Annotated in this window: 11 protein-coding genes; 3 read left to right on the top strand and 8 right to left on the bottom strand. The window is 66.6% G+C overall.

The window, feature by feature from the left end; all coding sequences use genetic code 11:
• The first annotated feature begins 182 nt into the window (after positions 1-182).
• Both ACFC0O_RS25230 and ACFC0O_RS25235 read left to right on the top strand, forming a co-directional pair.
• Positions 183-2060, top strand: coding sequence for a serine/threonine-protein kinase (locus ACFC0O_RS25230; protein WP_375961849.1), 1878 nt, complete (start codon positions 183-185; stop codon positions 2058-2060).
• A gap of 7 nt (positions 2061-2067) precedes the next feature.
• The gene (locus ACFC0O_RS25235; protein WP_375961851.1) at positions 2068-3612 is read left to right on the top strand and encodes a serine/threonine-protein kinase; all 1545 of its coding nucleotides are present in this window, start codon (positions 2068-2070) and stop codon (positions 3610-3612) included.
• On the opposite strand, the gene ACFC0O_RS25240 is transcribed toward ACFC0O_RS25235, so the two are convergent.
• The 5 genes from ACFC0O_RS25240 to ACFC0O_RS25260 form a co-directional block, all read right to left on the bottom strand.
• A complete protein-coding gene (locus tag ACFC0O_RS25240) occupies positions 3605-5440 on the bottom strand; it encodes a glycosyl transferase (RefSeq protein ID WP_375961854.1) in 1836 nt (611 codons plus the stop codon). The two genes, ACFC0O_RS25235 and ACFC0O_RS25240, sit on opposite strands and share 8 nt — an antisense overlap.
• A gap of 176 nt (positions 5441-5616) precedes the next feature.
• Positions 5617-7557 (bottom strand): galactan 5-O-arabinofuranosyltransferase, encoded by a 1941-nt coding sequence (locus ACFC0O_RS25245; RefSeq protein WP_375963808.1) that lies wholly within the window; start codon positions 7555-7557, stop codon positions 5617-5619.
• A 532-nt stretch (positions 7558-8089) separates the two neighbouring features.
• Complete coding sequence (locus ACFC0O_RS25250) at positions 8090-9493, bottom strand: DUF222 domain-containing protein (protein ID WP_375961856.1); 1404 nt, start codon at positions 9491-9493, stop codon at positions 8090-8092.
• Between the two features lie 266 nt (positions 9494-9759).
• Positions 9760-10521 carry a decaprenylphospho-beta-D-erythro-pentofuranosid-2-ulose 2-reductase gene (locus ACFC0O_RS25255; protein WP_364637148.1) on the bottom strand — a complete coding sequence of 254 codons (762 nt, stop codon included), beginning with the start codon at positions 10519-10521 and terminating at the stop codon, positions 9760-9762.
• On the bottom strand, positions 10518-12002 hold the full coding sequence (locus ACFC0O_RS25260) for an FAD-binding protein (RefSeq protein WP_375963810.1): 1485 nt from the start codon (positions 12000-12002) through the stop codon (positions 10518-10520). Before ACFC0O_RS25260 ends, ACFC0O_RS25255 begins: the two co-directional genes overlap by 4 nt.
• 65 nt (positions 12003-12067) lie before the next feature.
• Here ACFC0O_RS25260 and ACFC0O_RS25265 point away from each other — a divergent pair, with 65 nt between their 5' ends.
• A complete protein-coding gene (locus tag ACFC0O_RS25265; RefSeq protein WP_364637152.1) occupies positions 12068-12523 on the top strand; it encodes a GtrA family protein in 456 nt (151 codons plus the stop codon).
• Positions 12524-12540: 17 nt separating this feature from the next.
• On the opposite strand, the gene ACFC0O_RS25270 is transcribed toward ACFC0O_RS25265, so the two are convergent.
• From ACFC0O_RS25270 to ACFC0O_RS25280, 3 genes are all read right to left on the bottom strand, one after another.
• A complete protein-coding gene (locus ACFC0O_RS25270; protein ID WP_375961859.1) occupies positions 12541-13164 on the bottom strand; it encodes a pyridoxamine 5'-phosphate oxidase family protein in 624 nt (207 codons plus the stop codon).
• Positions 13165-13320: 156 nt separating this feature from the next.
• Positions 13321-13977, bottom strand: a complete 657-nt coding sequence (locus tag ACFC0O_RS25275; protein WP_364637158.1) for a Crp/Fnr family transcriptional regulator — start codon at positions 13975-13977, stop codon at positions 13321-13323.
• Positions 13978-13981: 4 nt separating this feature from the next.
• Positions 13982-16198 carry an adenylate/guanylate cyclase domain-containing protein gene (locus ACFC0O_RS25280; protein ID WP_375961862.1) on the bottom strand — a complete coding sequence of 739 codons (2217 nt, stop codon included), beginning with the start codon at positions 16196-16198 and terminating at the stop codon, positions 13982-13984.
• Positions 16199-16227 lie beyond the last annotated feature (29 nt).

Raw genomic sequence — 16227 nt, forward strand, 5'->3', positions numbered from 1 at the left:
GATGCTATCCACCCTGCTCGAGTACGCGGCGCAGCCGGGCTACCGCGGCGTCGAAATAACCTGTGCCCCCGCCGCGTTCATCTTCCCCCGCGAGGTGGAAACTGGCTCTTCCGGTGGAAACACGTCAGGATGGTTGTTATCCGAACTGGGCGAGGGGCCGGGCCGGGAGATTACGAGGGAGCATGACCGAGCTGCGTCCGGGCGAAGTGATCGCCGGGTTTGTCATAGCGCGGCGAATCGGTGCTGGTGGATCAGGCGTCGTGTACGCGGCGCGGCATCCCCGGCTGCCCAGGTTGACGGCGCTGAAGATTCTGAAGCGCGATGACGTCACCGCGGCCGACGAGGTGTGGAAGCGATTCGAGCGGGAAGCCGATATCGCCGCGCACTTCGATCATCCGAATATCGTGCAGGTGTACGACCGGGGGATCGAGGACGATCGGTTCTGGATCTCCATGCAGTACATCGAGGGCACCGATGCCGCTGAGCTGCAAGGAGTTTCGGCGGATCGGGCATTGCGGATCGCGGAGGAGATCGGCGGCGCGCTGGATTACGCGCACGGCAAGGGTGTGCTGCATCGCGATGTGAAGCCGTCGAACCTGCTGATCGCCGCCCCGGACAGCGGTCGCCCGGAGCGTGCGCTGCTCACCGATTTCGGCATCGCCCGGCTGCGGGACGAGACCACCAATCTGACGAGTCCGGGAAATATCTCGGCGACCTTCGCTTTCGCTTCGCCCGAACAGGTTTCGGGGAAACCGGTCGGTCCCGGCTCCGATCAGTACTCACTCGCCTGCACGCTGTTCGTCCTGCTCACCGATCAGCGCCCCTTCACCGCCGACAATCTGCTCGGCTGGGTGCACGCGCACACGCAGGGAAAACCGTTGCGCGTCAGCGATATCCGCCCGGACCTGCCCGCCGCGCTGAACCCGGTGTTCGCGCGGGCGCTGGCCAAGGATCCGGCGGACCGCTATCCCAGCTGCCGCGAATTCGCCGAGGCCGCCACCGCCGCCTACTACTCGGATCCGGCGCTCGCGGTCACCGCGCCCGCTCGCGTCACCGCGCGCGGGGCCGCCGCATCGCCCGCGTCCGCACCGCGAAAACCACTGGCCCGGAGACTGTTTCGCAGGCAGATCGGCGTCGCCGTGATCACGGCCGCCATCGTCGCCGCCGGTGTGAGCTTCGCGCTCTACCGCACCGGCTCCGAACCGCCCGCCGTCGACACCGGCACGGTGCCGGACAAATTCGTCGGCACCTGGCTCGCCACCGAGGGCCAGACCAACTATCGCCTCATCGTGCAGCAGGGCCGGGTGGGCGATTCGATTCTGCAGAACCGCGTGGACGGCGTGCTGCCCAACGGTTCCCCCTTCCACTGCGAGTTCGCCGCCCCGCTCGGCCAGGTGCCCGCCGACGGCGACCGTCTGCTCATCGGCACCTCCGAGATCGTCGACCGCGAACCGGCCAATGCCTGTCGCGCCAACGGCCCCACCACCCTCACCCTGCTCTCGGACGGGCGGGTGAGCCGCAAAACCGATGTGAGCGGGCTGATCACGTACACCAGCGCGGGCGCGGTCGCCGATTCCTGGGGCCGGGACCACGAACCCATCGCACAGGCTTTCCCGAGCCTGATCGGGCAGCTGGCGTCCACCGGCGGTGCGGTGGGCTGGCAGGGCGCGAACTGCCAGAAACTCGATCCGGCTGCCGGTGAACCGGCCCAGGGCGCGCACCGGGTGCTCTGCAATGCCCAGGACCCGACCGGTCAGGTCCGCTTCAGCCTCTTCGATTTCGGTGTCCGCCCGGCCCAATCGGCGGCGGCGATGTTCTTCGGCGGCAATGCCCGCACCCTCTCGTTCCCGCATCAGGATGTGGCCGGCGCGCTGACCGTCACCACCGGAAACAGCGTGGACCCGGCCACTTTCACCGATACCGATGCCAAGCACGCGATGGCCGCGGTCAGCTTTCCGGACGGCGATCCCAGGTCACGTTTCGTGCTACTGCTCCGCTGGCCGGGCCACACCGTCGATAATGTTTTGAGCGACTGGCTTTCCCGAGCGCCGCTGAAGTAGGTGCGTCATGGCGGAATTGCGTCCCGGCGAGGTGATCGCCGGGTATGTCATTCAACGCGGTATCGGTGCCGGGGGCTCCGGTGCGGTCTACCTGGCCCGCCATCCGCGACTACCCCGGCTGGCCGCCATCAAGGTCTTCGGCAGTGACAAGGTGCACGCCGATGCCGAGGCGTGGAAGCGCTTCGAACGCGAGGCCGATATCACCGCGCGCTTCGACCATCCGAATATCGTGGCCGTCTACGACACCGGGGAAGACGCCGGGCGACTGTGGATCTCCATGCAGTACGTGGAGGGCAAGGACGCCGACGCCCTGCGCGGTACGCATCCCGAACGGGCGCTGCGCATCGCGAGCGGGGTGGCCTCGGCGCTGGATTACGCGCACGGCAAGGGCGTCCTGCACCGCGATGTGAAGCCGTCGAACATCCTGCTCTCCCCGGCCGAGGACGGGCGAGCCGAGCGCGCACTGCTGACCGATTTCGGAATCGCCCGGCTGCGTGACGAATCCACCCATCTCACCCGCACCGGCGATGTGGCGGCTACCTTCGCCTACGCCTCGCCCGAACAGGTCTCCGGGCGCGATCTCGATCCGCGCACCGACCAATATTCGCTGGCCTGCACGCTTTTCGTACTGCTCACCGGGCATCGGCCGTATATGGCCAAGGATCTCGCGGGCTGGGTGCTCGCGCACACCCAGATTCCGCCGCTGCGCATCACCCAGGTGCGCCCGGATCTGCCCCGCGCCCTGGATTTCGTGTTCGATCGGGCGCTGGCCAAGAATCCGGAGTACCGGTTCGGCGGTTGCGCCGATTTCGTGGATGCCGCGTGGACCGCCCTGTCCGGGCCGGTGACCGCCGATCAGATGCCGTATATCAGTGCGCCACGGCCGATTCCGCCGGTTGACCCGGCGCGGATGAAGACGACGCTGCGCGCATCGGGGTTCGCGCCCCCGTATACGCAGCCGGAGCCGACCCCGCCGCCGACTCCGGTCCCCGTGCCGCCACCCGAACGCGGCGGCTCCCGCGTACTCGCCGGAGTGCTCGGCGGCGCGGTCGCGATACTGCTCGCCGGTGGCGGATTCCTGCTCGCCTACAAGCTGGAGAGCAATGGGAGTACGCCGGGCGCACCGCTGTCCGCCATCGTGCAGACGGCGGCGACCGCGCCGGTCACCCCGGCGTTCACCGCGCCCACCGCCACCGTGCCGACCGCGACCACCGTCGCCACACCCGCCGGTCGCGTGCCCGCCGCGTTCCTGGGGGAGTGGACCGGCTCCAGCGATCAGAACGCCGACGACTACCGCCTCACCATTCGGCAGGGCGAGCTGAACCAGGTGGTGGAAACCTCGACGGTGTACCGCAATGGAACCCTGGTGTGCTCCTTCGACTATCGGCTACTGGACGTCTCCGCCACCGATATCACCGTCGGCAACGGCATCACCACCAGCGGCGGTTCGAACTGCCATCCCCAGACCACCCAGGTGTTGCGACTGACCGGCGGGCAGATAGTCCGGGACCTGGATATCAGCGGTCACGTCACCTATACGAGGGTCAGTTGACGAGTCCCCGCACATCCCAGAGCCATACGCCGTCGACACGTTCGGCCGGGATACCGATCAGCTGATCCACGGTGTATCGCAGGACGTCGGCATTGTCGGTGGGCGGCAGCACGATCACATCGGCCTGCCAGAACCGCAGGTCGGCCAGGGCCTGCGCCTTCACGGCGTCATCGATGACCGGAACCTTGTTGGACTGCTGTGCCTTGATCAACAGGCTGGCGGTCGGACGGTCATCCGGCCCGTACCGCCCCTTCTTTTCGGTCCCGGTGGGTCCGACGAAATAGCCTCCGGCCAAAGGGAACTGGAAATCGGCGCGAGTCTGCCACTGCAGCGCGCGGGCATCCGGCGGCGTGGGCGGCGGCGCGATCACGACCGATCCGTGCGAAACATACTGGCGCACAGTGCCATCGGTGAAGAATTTGGGAGCGGCCGGGCGCTGCACCACCGGCAGGATGGTGGGGGCGAGCGGCAGCAGTGCCAGCGTCACGGCCGCGAACCAGGCCAGCGGCCGCCAATCGGTGGCGGACACCCGCCAATAGTCCAGGGCGCGTTGGGTTCCCATGGCGAGCACGATCGCGATGGCCGGAATGGCGGCCATCGTGAACCGCGATTCCAGCACCGAGTTCAGCAGCGGCACCCGCTCGAACCACTGCCACGGCAGCGCGATTCCGGTGTCGTGCTTACCAATCGTGAGGGTCGAACCGAGCGAGAGCAGGGTGCCCGCCGCGATCACCACGACCGCGGCCCGCACCACCCGTTCGCGCCACATGAAGACGGCGGTCATGAGCACCAGCAGCAATAGCGGCCAGCCGAAATACGAGTTCTCCTCGGTCGGATTGATGGCCACGTTCTGCCCGTGCTGGAACACCCCGCCCAGCGATTCGGACGGGAACTGGAACAGCGCCTTGAGATCGTTCTGCATCGGGCCGTGATCGATGGACCGGTAGGACTGCGGCCCGAAGAACTGCCACCACAGCGGAATCTCGGTGAGCGCGAGCGTGATTCCCGCCGCCAGCAGTACGGTCGGCGCGACGGTGCGCACCGCGCGCAGTCCGGTGCGCGGTGCGTGCAGGTAGTAGACGAACGCGAACAGCCCGAAGGCCAGCGCGAAAATGAGCAGCGGCTCCTCACCGAGCGCGATCTGCAAGGCGATCAGCAGGCCCAGGATGAAGGCATCGCGCAGTCTGCGGGCCTTACGGGCGTCTGCCGGAGTGCCGGACAGCCTGGCGACCCGGATGAGCTGCAAGGCGATCAACGGAAGCAGCGCCAGCACAACGAAATTCGGGTGCGCGTTGGCGTGCGAGATCATGGCGGGCGCGAACCCGCAGAACAAACCGCCCACGGCCGCCGCGAATTTGGAGGTGACCAGCTCCCGCGAGAACAGCCAGTACCAGGCGAACGCGGTGCCGAACAGCCCGAGCGTGAGCACCAGCACGAAGGTGACGGTCGGCCCGAACAGCAGCGTCACCGGCGTCAGCGGGACACCGACCCCGAACATGGCGGTATTGGCCATCATGTTCACACCGTCGGGATAATTCTGCAGGCCGGTGCCGAGCGGATTCTCCAGATGCGCGATCTTGTGCGCGGTGACCGCGAAGAACCATTCCCACATGGTCTGGTCCTGACCGCTCTTGATCAGGTACCCGCGATCGGTGTGCAGCCACTGCCCGGACAACACCAGCACGGCGAGCGAGAGGTATCCGGCGGCGGCGATCAGATCGGCGCGGGCGGCGCGCACCCGGTGCGCGACACGCTGCCCGCGAGTGCGCTCCGGGGCAACAGTTTTCGGTACTGTTCGGTCGAGAACGGTGTCGAACCCCTGTGCCACGCGATAACCCCTTTTGCCTTCAGAACAGCGGCCCACGCTACCGCGTGCATCTGAGACCGCGCTGGCAAGTTTGTCGAGTTATCCACAGAAAAGGGCCTTCATCCCCAGGTTTCTGCCCCCTTCTGGGGATGAGTACCGTGGGCCACATCACATTTGAGTGGCCCAGGCTATAACTCTCAGGGCTGAACGACCACCAGTGTGAACGGCCCGATCTCGGTGATCCGGAAGTGCGGATCCGCGAACAGCGACTTCGGGAACGCCACCGTGTACCGCTTCACATTCGGATCATTCGGGTACACGTCCTCGGACAGCCGCAGCGTGTAGTCGTCCCCGGAACGCCGGAACAGGAACGCGTCCGGTGCCCGCCACGGCGACTTCGCCAGCGCGTCCCGCAACTCCTGAGGAGACTTCAACTCACTCCACCGCTTGATCTCCGCCGAGCGTGCCGCGAAGTCGGCGAGCGGGTTCGCGTAATGCGAAGTGAGCGCCTGGAATCCGTAGTACGGGTAGATCGACAGGAAACTGGTGTCGGCGGTCAGCACCACGCTCTGATCGCGGGCGCGCCCCGTCTGCGCCAGCAGCGCCGCATCCACATCCCGGTAGTGCGACACCGCGGACGGCGGCCGCTTATCCGCCCGCTCACCGTTGCCATCGGTATCGGTATAGGCGGTGGTGATCTCATTGGACAGCACATGCGGAATCTGCTGCGCGAACGCGACAGCGCCGATCACCGCGATCACCCCCGCTGCCAACGGCATTCGCGCGGGCTCGTTCAGCACCTGATAGATCGCGCGAGCGCCTTCGACGAATCCGAACGCCCCGGCCGTGGCCAGCAGCGCGTACAGGATCGGCTCCAGGCGGAAGGACAGCAGTGTGGTCCCCGCCGCGGTCGCGGTCATGGACAGCAGGCACCACAGGTAGATGGCCACGACGGCGATGCCCAAAGCCTGTGCGCGACGCGAACTTCCGACCCGCAGCACCAGCCACACCGTGCCGAGCAGGCAGAAGACGCCGATCAGGGAGAAGTCGAACATGGGCAGCGGCAGCTGCGACCCGCCCTCGGGCAGATAGTGGAATGCGGTGCCGGACTTGGGGATGGTGCCGCCCAGCAGCTTCAGCAGGAACGGGAACCATACGGTCAGCGCCAATAGACCTGCGACGACGCCAGTGCCGATCAGGCGCAACAGAATCGGCCACACCACGCGCCAGCGCCCGGGGACGGCCGGTTCACCGTCGGCTCGATGCCGTTGGGCCCGTACCGCTTTACCGCGCTCGCGCAGTGCGAGCCCGGCCGCGACCAGCGCCATCAGGCACACCGCGAATACCGCGACGACGAAGTACAGGGTGTAGAGCATCGCCCCCACCCCGAGGAACAGCCCGGTTCCCAGCACCGCGCCCCAGCCACCGGCCGTGGCGGCCGCGGGCTCGGCGGGCCGGTACAACGCACCCCAAGCCAGCACCATCGCGGGCGCGAACAGCAGCACCAGCGGAGCGCTGTACGCCTCGGGCGACCCGTAGGCCAGCGTGACGGCGGTGGTAGCTGCTGCCACAGCGATAGCCCAGTCGGCGCGAATCAGCTTGGACCACAGCACAACCGCGAGCACCGCCGTCACCGCAAGCCCGATGATGGCGAACGGTTTGAACGCCTCCCACCCCGCCATACCGGTCAGGCTCGCGAAACGTCCGCCTACCCAGAACCATCCGGCCGGATAGAACGGCGGCAGATCCACGTAGTTCATATCGTGCAGCGCCGCACTGTCCGTCAGCCGCGTCAGATATTGAGTCCGGAACTCCTGGTCAACGGAGATACCGAACAGATACAGCTTGGTAGCCGCCAGCGGCATCCCCAGGGTGACGGTCGCGAACCCCGAAATACCGACCCAGGACAGCAGTTTCGCCACCCACGGCCATTTGTCCATGCGCACCAGCACGATCGCCGCGACCAGCAGCGCCAGCGTCACCACCTGGCCGACGGTCGTCAGCGCCCGAGTCACATTGGAGGAGTTGAAGGCGGGCCACTGCACGGTCGAGAACGCCACGAGACCGATACCGGCCACGATTGCCGCCACGGCTGCCGCCAGCGCGCCCTCACCGAGCGCACCTCCGGCCTGCCGCATCAGCATCGCCCCCCGGCTGCCTGCTTTCTCGCTCATTCCCACTCCGCCTCCGGGTTCGCTTCCATGGACCGCTTACCGCAGCGAAGCCTAACGATCTTCGGACCCTCATGAACTCTCGCCCGGCCGACACGGCCTTCGGAGACCCGACCCCAAGAGACAAAACCCGGAAAGACAAAACCCGGAAAGACAAAAGAACCAAAGACAAAAGACGCCCGGACAAGAAGAAAAGAACAAAGACAAAACCCGGACCCAGCCCGGGTTACGTTCACCTTCCAACTCTCGACCCACTCGGGGCCCTTGGGTTCGGGAGGCTCTGAAGGTAACCACGGCCGGTCACCCCGTCCGGTGCGTGAGGTACTGGCCTGGGTTGCGGGAGAGCAAGTCGGGTACGGCAGGCGAAGTAACCAGCACTGCTTCTTTGCCCGGACTGCGGGAGGGCTGGAACCGCACGTTGGCACCCCGAGTGGGATGCGGACATGCCTGTAGCACCGGCAGGGTGTTCCCTGACGGTGGATACAGGTGGTGGTGGAACCTATTGCCGGGCTGGGCAAGCCGGGCGAGGCAAAACCCACGGCCGCGCTCGGCGCATCCGGTTCGAAGCGCACGCTCGAGGCGGGCGAGCGGGCAGCGGCGGGGCCGCCGGGGCGGTGGCCATCAACTCGTCCGGGTGATGAAGGTGGTTCACCTTCGGTGTCCGGGTCGGGTCGATGTGCGCGGGCGCAATCCACGCGGTACGTCCCGCGAAGGCCGAATCCTTACCGAGCTTGATCGTGGTCCACCCCGTCGGGGAGTCATTGACCAGAGCGTGGCAGTGATCGCAAGCCAGCGTGAGGTTCTCGATGTCCGTCGGGCCGCCCTTGACGTACTCGGTCACGTGATGCACGGCCGCCATGCTCGCGGGTGCCGTGCAGCCCGGGCGAGTGCAACCCCGCTCGGTGGCGATCAACGCCATCCGCTGAGCCGGGTTCGCCAACCGTGCCTCACCGATATGCAGGGGCATCGCGTTGGCGTCGGTCACCACGGAGAACGTCTTGCTCTTGCGCGCAGCCATTTCCAACGCGACCGCCACCGGCACGGTCCCGCCCGTGGCGGTGGTGGCCACTCCGGCGGCGCGCTCCACATCGGCGATGGACATGGTCAGGATCGTGGTCACCGGCAGGCCCCGGTGCGAGCCCAGGTGTGCGGGGTTGAAGTCAGGGTGCAGGAGCGCGAACAACGCATCGTGCTGACGCTGCACCGTGGTGCGGGTATCGCGTGCGGCAGCAGCCTTCACGACCTCGGGGTCGAGGTTCTCGTCGACCACGAACGGGCTTTCGGGGTCGGCGGGGTTGCACAGGCCGGGCCGGGCGAGCTTGGCCAAGACCGCATCCATCGCCGCGCGTGCTTCGGGGGTCAACACCACAGTCATGGTGGACATCAAGTCGAACCCTTGCGGGCTCAACCGCATACTGCGCATACGAGCACGGTCGGCATCGTCGGTGAGGGTGCCATCGGGATCGAGATGCCCCAGGATCCGGTCACCGATCTTGGGGAGCTGGTTCGGGTTCAACGCGCGTGCGTGGCGGGCCAGGTGCTCTTCGGCGAGGGCGCGGTCTTCGGCGGTGACCTGGTTGGGCAGGCGGTCCATGACCTGCCGGATCACGCGCACGTGGTCGAGTCCGATCGCGCCTTCTTCTTGCGCCAGTGCGGTATTGGGCAGCACAGGCGCAGGGGTGGAGATTTCGTTGTTGTCTCCCACGCGCGGCCAGATCGCGGCCTGCTCGGCGCAATGCCAGCGGTTCAGCGCGTCCCCGTGCGAAATCCGCAGTGTGTCTTGCAGGAACAGTGCGACACTGCCCGCTCCAGCGCGCTTGGGCAGCGACCGCGAGCAGGTCTGCACCACCAGGTCGAGCTTGAGCGCGTCGAGTTTGCGGGTAGCGGTCTCGATCTGCTGCATCAATTCGACAATGTCGTTGTCCGACACCGGAATAAGCGGCTGAGAGATCAGGGTGTCAATCGCAGCGGAAAGCGCTGATGCACTCTCCGCGATTGCGATGTTCTCCCCTGAATTCATACCCCTATTCTACTCCCGCAAAACAGACCCCGAAAGTCGAATTACGTTGTGATATAAGGATATTCAGAATATCGATGTTTTATCTCCAACCCGAACGAAAAACGAGCGGCAGCCGAATCGGCCACCGCTCGTTGCGTTTTCGCTCCCGCCTACACAGGCAGCTTCCGGAAGACAGGCCGCGGAATATGCCGCAGCACCATCATGATGTACCGGAAAGTCCCCGGGGCCCAGACGATTTCCTTGCCCTTCTCCGAAGCCGCGACAGCCAGCGCAGCCACGTCTTCCTTGTCCACCGTAAGCGGCGCTTCCTTCACATGCGCCGACATGCGGGTGCGGACCTGACCCGGCCGGATCACGGTGACGCGCGGCCCGTGCGGGCGCAGCGCCTCGCCGAGGCCGAGGTAGAAGCCGTCCAGGCCCGCCTTGGTGGAGCCGTAGACGAAGTTGGAGCGGCGGACGCGCTCACCGGCCACGGAGGACATGGCGATGATGCGCCCGTAGCCCTGGGCTTTCATCTTCTCGCCGACCAGCACGCCGACCGAGACGGCGGCGGTGTAGTTCAGCTCGCAGGCGATGACGGCCTTGCGCTGGTCCTGCCACAGTTCCTCGGCGTCGCCGAGCATGCCGAACGCGACGATGGCGACGTCCACGTCACCGTGCGACCAGGCCGCGTCGATGACCTTGGGGTGGGAGTCCATCTCCAGCGCGTCGAAGTCGATGACCTCGACCTCGGACGCACCGGCCGACTTCAGCAGCGCGACAGACTCTTCGCGCAGCGGGTCGCCGGGCAGCGCCGCCAGAATGATCCGCGCGGGACCCTTCTTGAGGTACTCCGAGCAGATCGCGAGACCGATCTCGGAGGTGCCGCCAAGCAGCAGAATGGACTGCGGATTCCCTACCGCATTGATCACTGAAGCTCCAGCCTTCGCGCCATATCGGACATGAAAACGCCTGTGGGATCGACACTTCGGCGGATTTTGATCCACTCGTCGATCCGGGGGTACATCTTGTGGAAGGTCTCCGCCGTGGTGCGGGAGTCCTTCGCGGTGTAGAGCCGGCCGCCGAATTCGGTGACGCGCCGGTCGAGCTCGGTGACGAGTTCGTTGAGCCCCGCCCGAATCGGGAAGTCCACGCAGATGTTCCAGCCCGGCATCGGGAAGCTCAACGGCGCCGGGTTACCCGGGCCGAACAGCTTGAAAACATTCAGCGCCGAATAGTGCCCCGACGCCTGGATATCGATGATGATCTTCTTGAACTCATCGACGGCCTCGGTCGGCACCACGAACTGGTACTGCAGGAATCCGGCCGGACCGTACGCCCGATTCCACTCCGCGATCATGTCCAGCGGGTGATAGAACTGGGTCAGGTTCTGGATCTTGCCGGTGTAGTTGCCGCCCATGGCGTAGTACGCCTCGCCGACCGAACCGAGGGTCAGCTTGTTCGCGGTGAAGCTCGGGAAGATATTCGGCACCGTCAGCAGCTGCGGCGCGTCGAACTTCAGCGGATTGCGCTGCTTCTTCTTCGGCAGCTCATCCACCTTGGCCAACCGGCCGCGAGTGATGGTGGCGCGCCCCAGCTTCGGCAGCGGATTCATCACGTCGAACCACGCGCTCGAATACGTGTAGTTCGCCTCGCTGCCATCGCTGTGCGCGGCGATGGTCTCGTCGAGGGTGCTGGTCTTCACACCGTCGTTGATGAAGTACGCGGTCTCCGTCGCCACCATCTCGATGGTCGCGCGCAGGATGATGCCGGTCAGCCCGTTGCCGCCGACGGTCGCCCAGAACAGCTTCGCGTTCTTCTTCGGCCCGATGGTCGACACCTTGCCGTCGGCCGTCAGCAGGTCGATGGACCGCACGTGATTGCCGAACGAACCCTCGGAGTGGTGGTTCTTGCCGTGGATATCGGAGGCGATGGCGCCGCCGATCGTCACCTGCCGCGTACCCGGCAGCACCGGAACCCACAGCCCGAACGGCAGCGCCGCCTTCATCAACTGGTCCAGGCTGACGCCGCCGTCCACGTCGACCAGGCGCGAATCGCGGTCGATGCGGTGGATGCGGTTCAGCGCGGGCATGTTGATGACGAGCCCGCCCGAGTTCTGCGCGTGGTCGCCGTACGAGCGGCCGAGGCCGCGCGCGATGACGCCGCGGCGTAGGTGCGCGGGCTTGGAGTCGTTGTCGTCGGCGACCATGGCGACCGCCTTGGCGATCACCTCCGGATCACTGGTCGACAGGACTTCAGATGTGGTGGCTGCGGTGCGACCCCAACCGGTCAGGCGGCGGGTCTGCGTGGGCAGTTCATAGGAACCGTTCGACGCTACGTCCGCACCCGCACTCGCCGATTTCGTATCGGGAGCGGCCGTGGTGGTGGTCTGAGCTTTCGTGGACATCGGGATAGAGGCTACAGGCATAACCGTCTCGAGGCTTGTGTCCTTCGTCCCGGGCGATACCCTCATGCCTTGTGACCGCGGAACCCCATCTGCCCCTGCCGCCCGAGCTGCCCCTCGTCGACGAGCCGGGCGGTACGGACGTCGATCTGAAGACCCAGATCATCCGCTTCGGCGTCACCGGCGGCCTGTCGGCCATTGTCGACTTCGGCCTCTACACGCTGCTCTTCAAGGTCTTCGGACTGCCGCTCCCGGTGGCGAAGTCGATCAGTTTCATCGCGGGCACCACCACCGCCTACCTGATCAACCGGCGCTGGACCTTCAACGCCGAGCCGAACCGCAACCGCTTCATCGCGGTCATCGTGCTGTACGCGGCGACCTTCGCGATTCAGGTGGGGATCAACCAGCTCTGCTATTACGCGCTGCCCGATCAGTGGTGGCGGATCTGGCTGGCGTTCTGCGTGGCGCAGGGCACCGCGACCGTGATCAATTTCATCGTGCAGCGCGCGGTCATCTTCAAGATCAATTGAGCATTCGCCGGGATGACTCAGTAATCCACTAGGGCACCGGATTCGGCCTCGGCCTTGGTGTGGAAGTAATCGCCGCCCTTGGCCCGGACATTGTCGGTGCCCCACTGCACGGCCTCGCGCTGTGCGGGCACCAGATGCGGAATGTGCTTGCGGCAGTGGATGTATGCCTCTTCCACATCGACCACCACCCAGCGCTCGGCCTGCCGCCCGCGCTCACCAGGCGGCAGCTCCGGCACACAGCGGCGCATCAGCGTGTCGTCCACGATGCGGGCGGTGCCGTTGATGTGCAGCCCGATCAGATCGCGCACGAAATCCACCAGCAGGATGCCGACGTGCGGGTTCTCCAGCATGTTCCCCAGGCTGGCGAGCACCCCGTTGCCGCGATACTCCGGATAGGCGAGCGTGCGATCGTCGATCACATGCAGGAAGCCGGGTTTTCCGGCGCGAAAGCTGTTGTCGCACTCACCATGTTTATCGGCGGTGGCGATGAAGGCCATATCCATCCGGCCGATGAATTCGATCATCTGCGCATTCAACCGATTCCGGACCTGATCGGAATAGAACCGATCGGCTCGTTCCTGGGTGCCGTAGCGCTCCTGCAGTTCTCGCTCGCCGTCGCTGCCGTTCCTGATACCGGGCATCGTCCGACCCCTTTGGTAGCTGAATACCGGATGAAAAGAGGCTCGGCCACGAACTCAGGCCATCCGAAATGCTATACGGTTTAGCTATTTTCGTCCGGCGAATGCGCGAGAACAAGGGTCTTCGGACCCTTAACCACCGGTATGCCGCAATCCCCCTTATCGTCCGCGCGTCAACCGCGCCCGGTCCAGCACCAGCACCGAACCCCGCCCCAGCCGCACCACGCCCGCATCCTCCAGCTCGCGCAACACCTTGTTGGCCGTGGCCCGCGTGGTCCCGGCCATGGACGCCAGATCCTCCTGGGTGAGCCGGATGAGCGCGGGCTTACCGTCCCCGTCGCCGTACACCGCCGCCAGATGCGCCAGCCGCCGCAGCACCCGCGTCTCCACCGGCAGGTACAGCGCCTCCAGCACCGCCGCCGACAGTCGCCGCACCTGCGCCGCGAGCGAAGTGGTGAGGAAGCGCTCCACCTGCGGATGCTCCCGCCGCAACCGCTCCAGCTGGGTCCGGTTCAGCGTGAGCGTCTCACCGTCGGTGACCGCAACGATGGTCGCGGTGCGCCGCGCGTCCGGGCTCAGCAGCGCCTGTTCACCGAACATCTCACCCGGCCCCAGAATGGTCAGGGTGGCCGAATTGCCCAGCGGCGTGGTGATGCGCACGACGTAGCGCCCGGACAGGATCAGGTGCACGCAATCCCCGGGATCGCCCTCGTGGCAGACGATATCGCGGCGGCGGAACCGCCGCGGTGTGCACGCCGCGATGAACTCCCGCCGTTCCTCCGGCGAAAGACCTTCCAGCAGTTCGAATTCCGCCACTACCTCACCGCAGTCCGTTCAGCCGGTACACCGTCACCGGCAGGCTCTTGCCCTTGATGTCGAAATCGCCCAGGTTCGTCACCTGCGCCCGATCGCCGAGCCGCTGCCGGGTGAGCGGCCCGATCGCGACCGTGCCCGGTTCGGCCAGACCCTCCAGGCGCGCGGCCAGATTCGTGGTGTCGCCGATGGCGGTGAAATTCCGCATCTCCCGCGCGCCCACATTGCCGACGATGGCCGGACCGGTATTCACCCCGACCCGGAACATCGGCCACTCCAGCGCGGTCGCACCGCTCGCGCGCTTGATCTGGACGGTGTCGCCGGTGCCGACCCGGCCGTATCGCACCGTCGCCTCGTCGGCCGGATCGGACCCGGCCTGCCCGGACGGTCCGGTCCGCACCCCTCGTCCCGGGCCGCCGGTGGCTGCCGGGCCGGTAGGTCCCGGCGTTCCCGGCTGCCCCGCCGTGACGTACGCGGTGCCCTGGCGTTCGCGCACCGCGGCCGTCGCGCGCTGAATCGCCAGCCCCGCCCGTGCCGCGCGCAGCGCGTGATCGGGTTGCCGCACCGGCGCATTGAAGATCGCCATCACCGCATCGCCGACGAACTGCACCACCGTGCCGCCCTCGGCGAGGATCTCGGGCACGATCACCCCGTAGTAGGTGTTGAGCATGCGCATGACCTGCACCGGCCCGGCCTGTTCGGAGAACGGCGTGTACCCGCGCAGATCCGCCATGAGCACGCTCACCTCGTGCACTTCGCCGCCCAATCCGGCCTGGGACGGATCGGCCAGCAGCGCGGTCGCCACCTGCGGCGACATATAGGACCGGAACAGTCCGTCCAATTGCTGGTAGAGCCGGGCGTTTTCGAGTGTCACCGAGGTCTGGCTGGCGAACGACTGCGCCACCGCGTGTTCGGCGGGCCCGAGCTGCGCCGGCGTACCCGGCCCGGTGCGCGACAGTTCCAGCACGCCGGTGCGAATTCCCTTGACCGTCAACGGGTATGCGAACGCGGCGGGATTCGGCGGCTGTCCGTCGCTGAAATGCAACCGTCCCTGCCGCAGCACGCCGATGCGCACCAGGTCGCGGTCGAAGGCGTGATTGGCCAATTGCTGTATCTCGGTGAGCAATTCGTCCTCACCGCGAATCACATTGGCGCGCTCGCCGACCGCGACCAGCGCACCGAGCCTGCGCACCTGTTCCCGCTCATCGCCGAGCGCGTGCGCGCTCTGCTGTAGCACCGCGACCTGTCGCTCGGTGAGGCCGAAGCGCCGCGAAAGCTCCTGTCCCACAGCGCCGAGCGGTTCATCCGGGCGCACCCCGCCGGTGCCGCGCTGATCCAGCGCGATCACCATCTCCTCCAGCGCCCGCGCGTAATCGCGCTGGATGGCGGCCAGGGTGCTCCGCTGGGTGATGCTGTCGAACAGCCCGCGCGCGGAGCCCTCGCGCAGGAAGCTGCGATGGGCGCTGATCGCGATGAGCGCGAACGCCACGCCCAGCAGCACATGCCACTCCCACCAGGACAGCCGCCAGCTGCGCCCGAACCCGACCGCGAACATGGCCTCGGCCAGCAGCACGAACGAAGTGAGCACGCTGAGCAGGATCGTCGACCGATTACGCAGGTAGAGAACGGCGTACGCGCCCGCGGCCACCAGATAGCAGGCCCCGCCGACGAAGGCCGCCGCCACCAGCGGCCCCTGTACCTCGTCCGGATCGGGCACCGAATCGAACGGCGGCACCCGGGTCAGCGAGGCCAGTGCCCACACCGCCATGAGAGTCAGAGGCAGGGCGGCGAGGAGCTCGGTGAAGCGGTGCGCCCGCGCGGTGGGCCCGTACTCCACGACCGAGGCCAGCGCCGCCAGCCCGCCAAGCACCATACCGACTGGGACGGCTCCGGTGAAGCCCACATTCGGCTCGGAGAGAATGACACCCGGTGTGGCCAGCGCGTGCAGCCCCAGAAAACCCGAATTCACTTGGAACACCAGCGAAACCAGGATCAACCGCATATCCCGGTGCGCGCGGGCGGCGCGCAACAGCAGCACGCCGAGCCCGAGCGACAGCACTGCCGCGCCGAGGATCAGCCAGAAGTGCACACCGCCGTCCATGTACATGTGATCCAGCGGCGGATGCGTGATCAACAGCAGCAGTCCGGCGGCGGGCAGCGCCACGTGCACCGCCCACAGCGCCACCCGCGATATCGAAATCCGGCCTGTGCCAACCGCGGTCACGGCGCGCCCCTCTCCACCCGAGCAGCCGG

It is taken from the genome of Nocardia sp. NPDC056100 (assembly GCF_042266325.1).
GTDB lineage: Bacteria > Actinomycetota > Actinomycetes > Mycobacteriales > Mycobacteriaceae > Nocardia.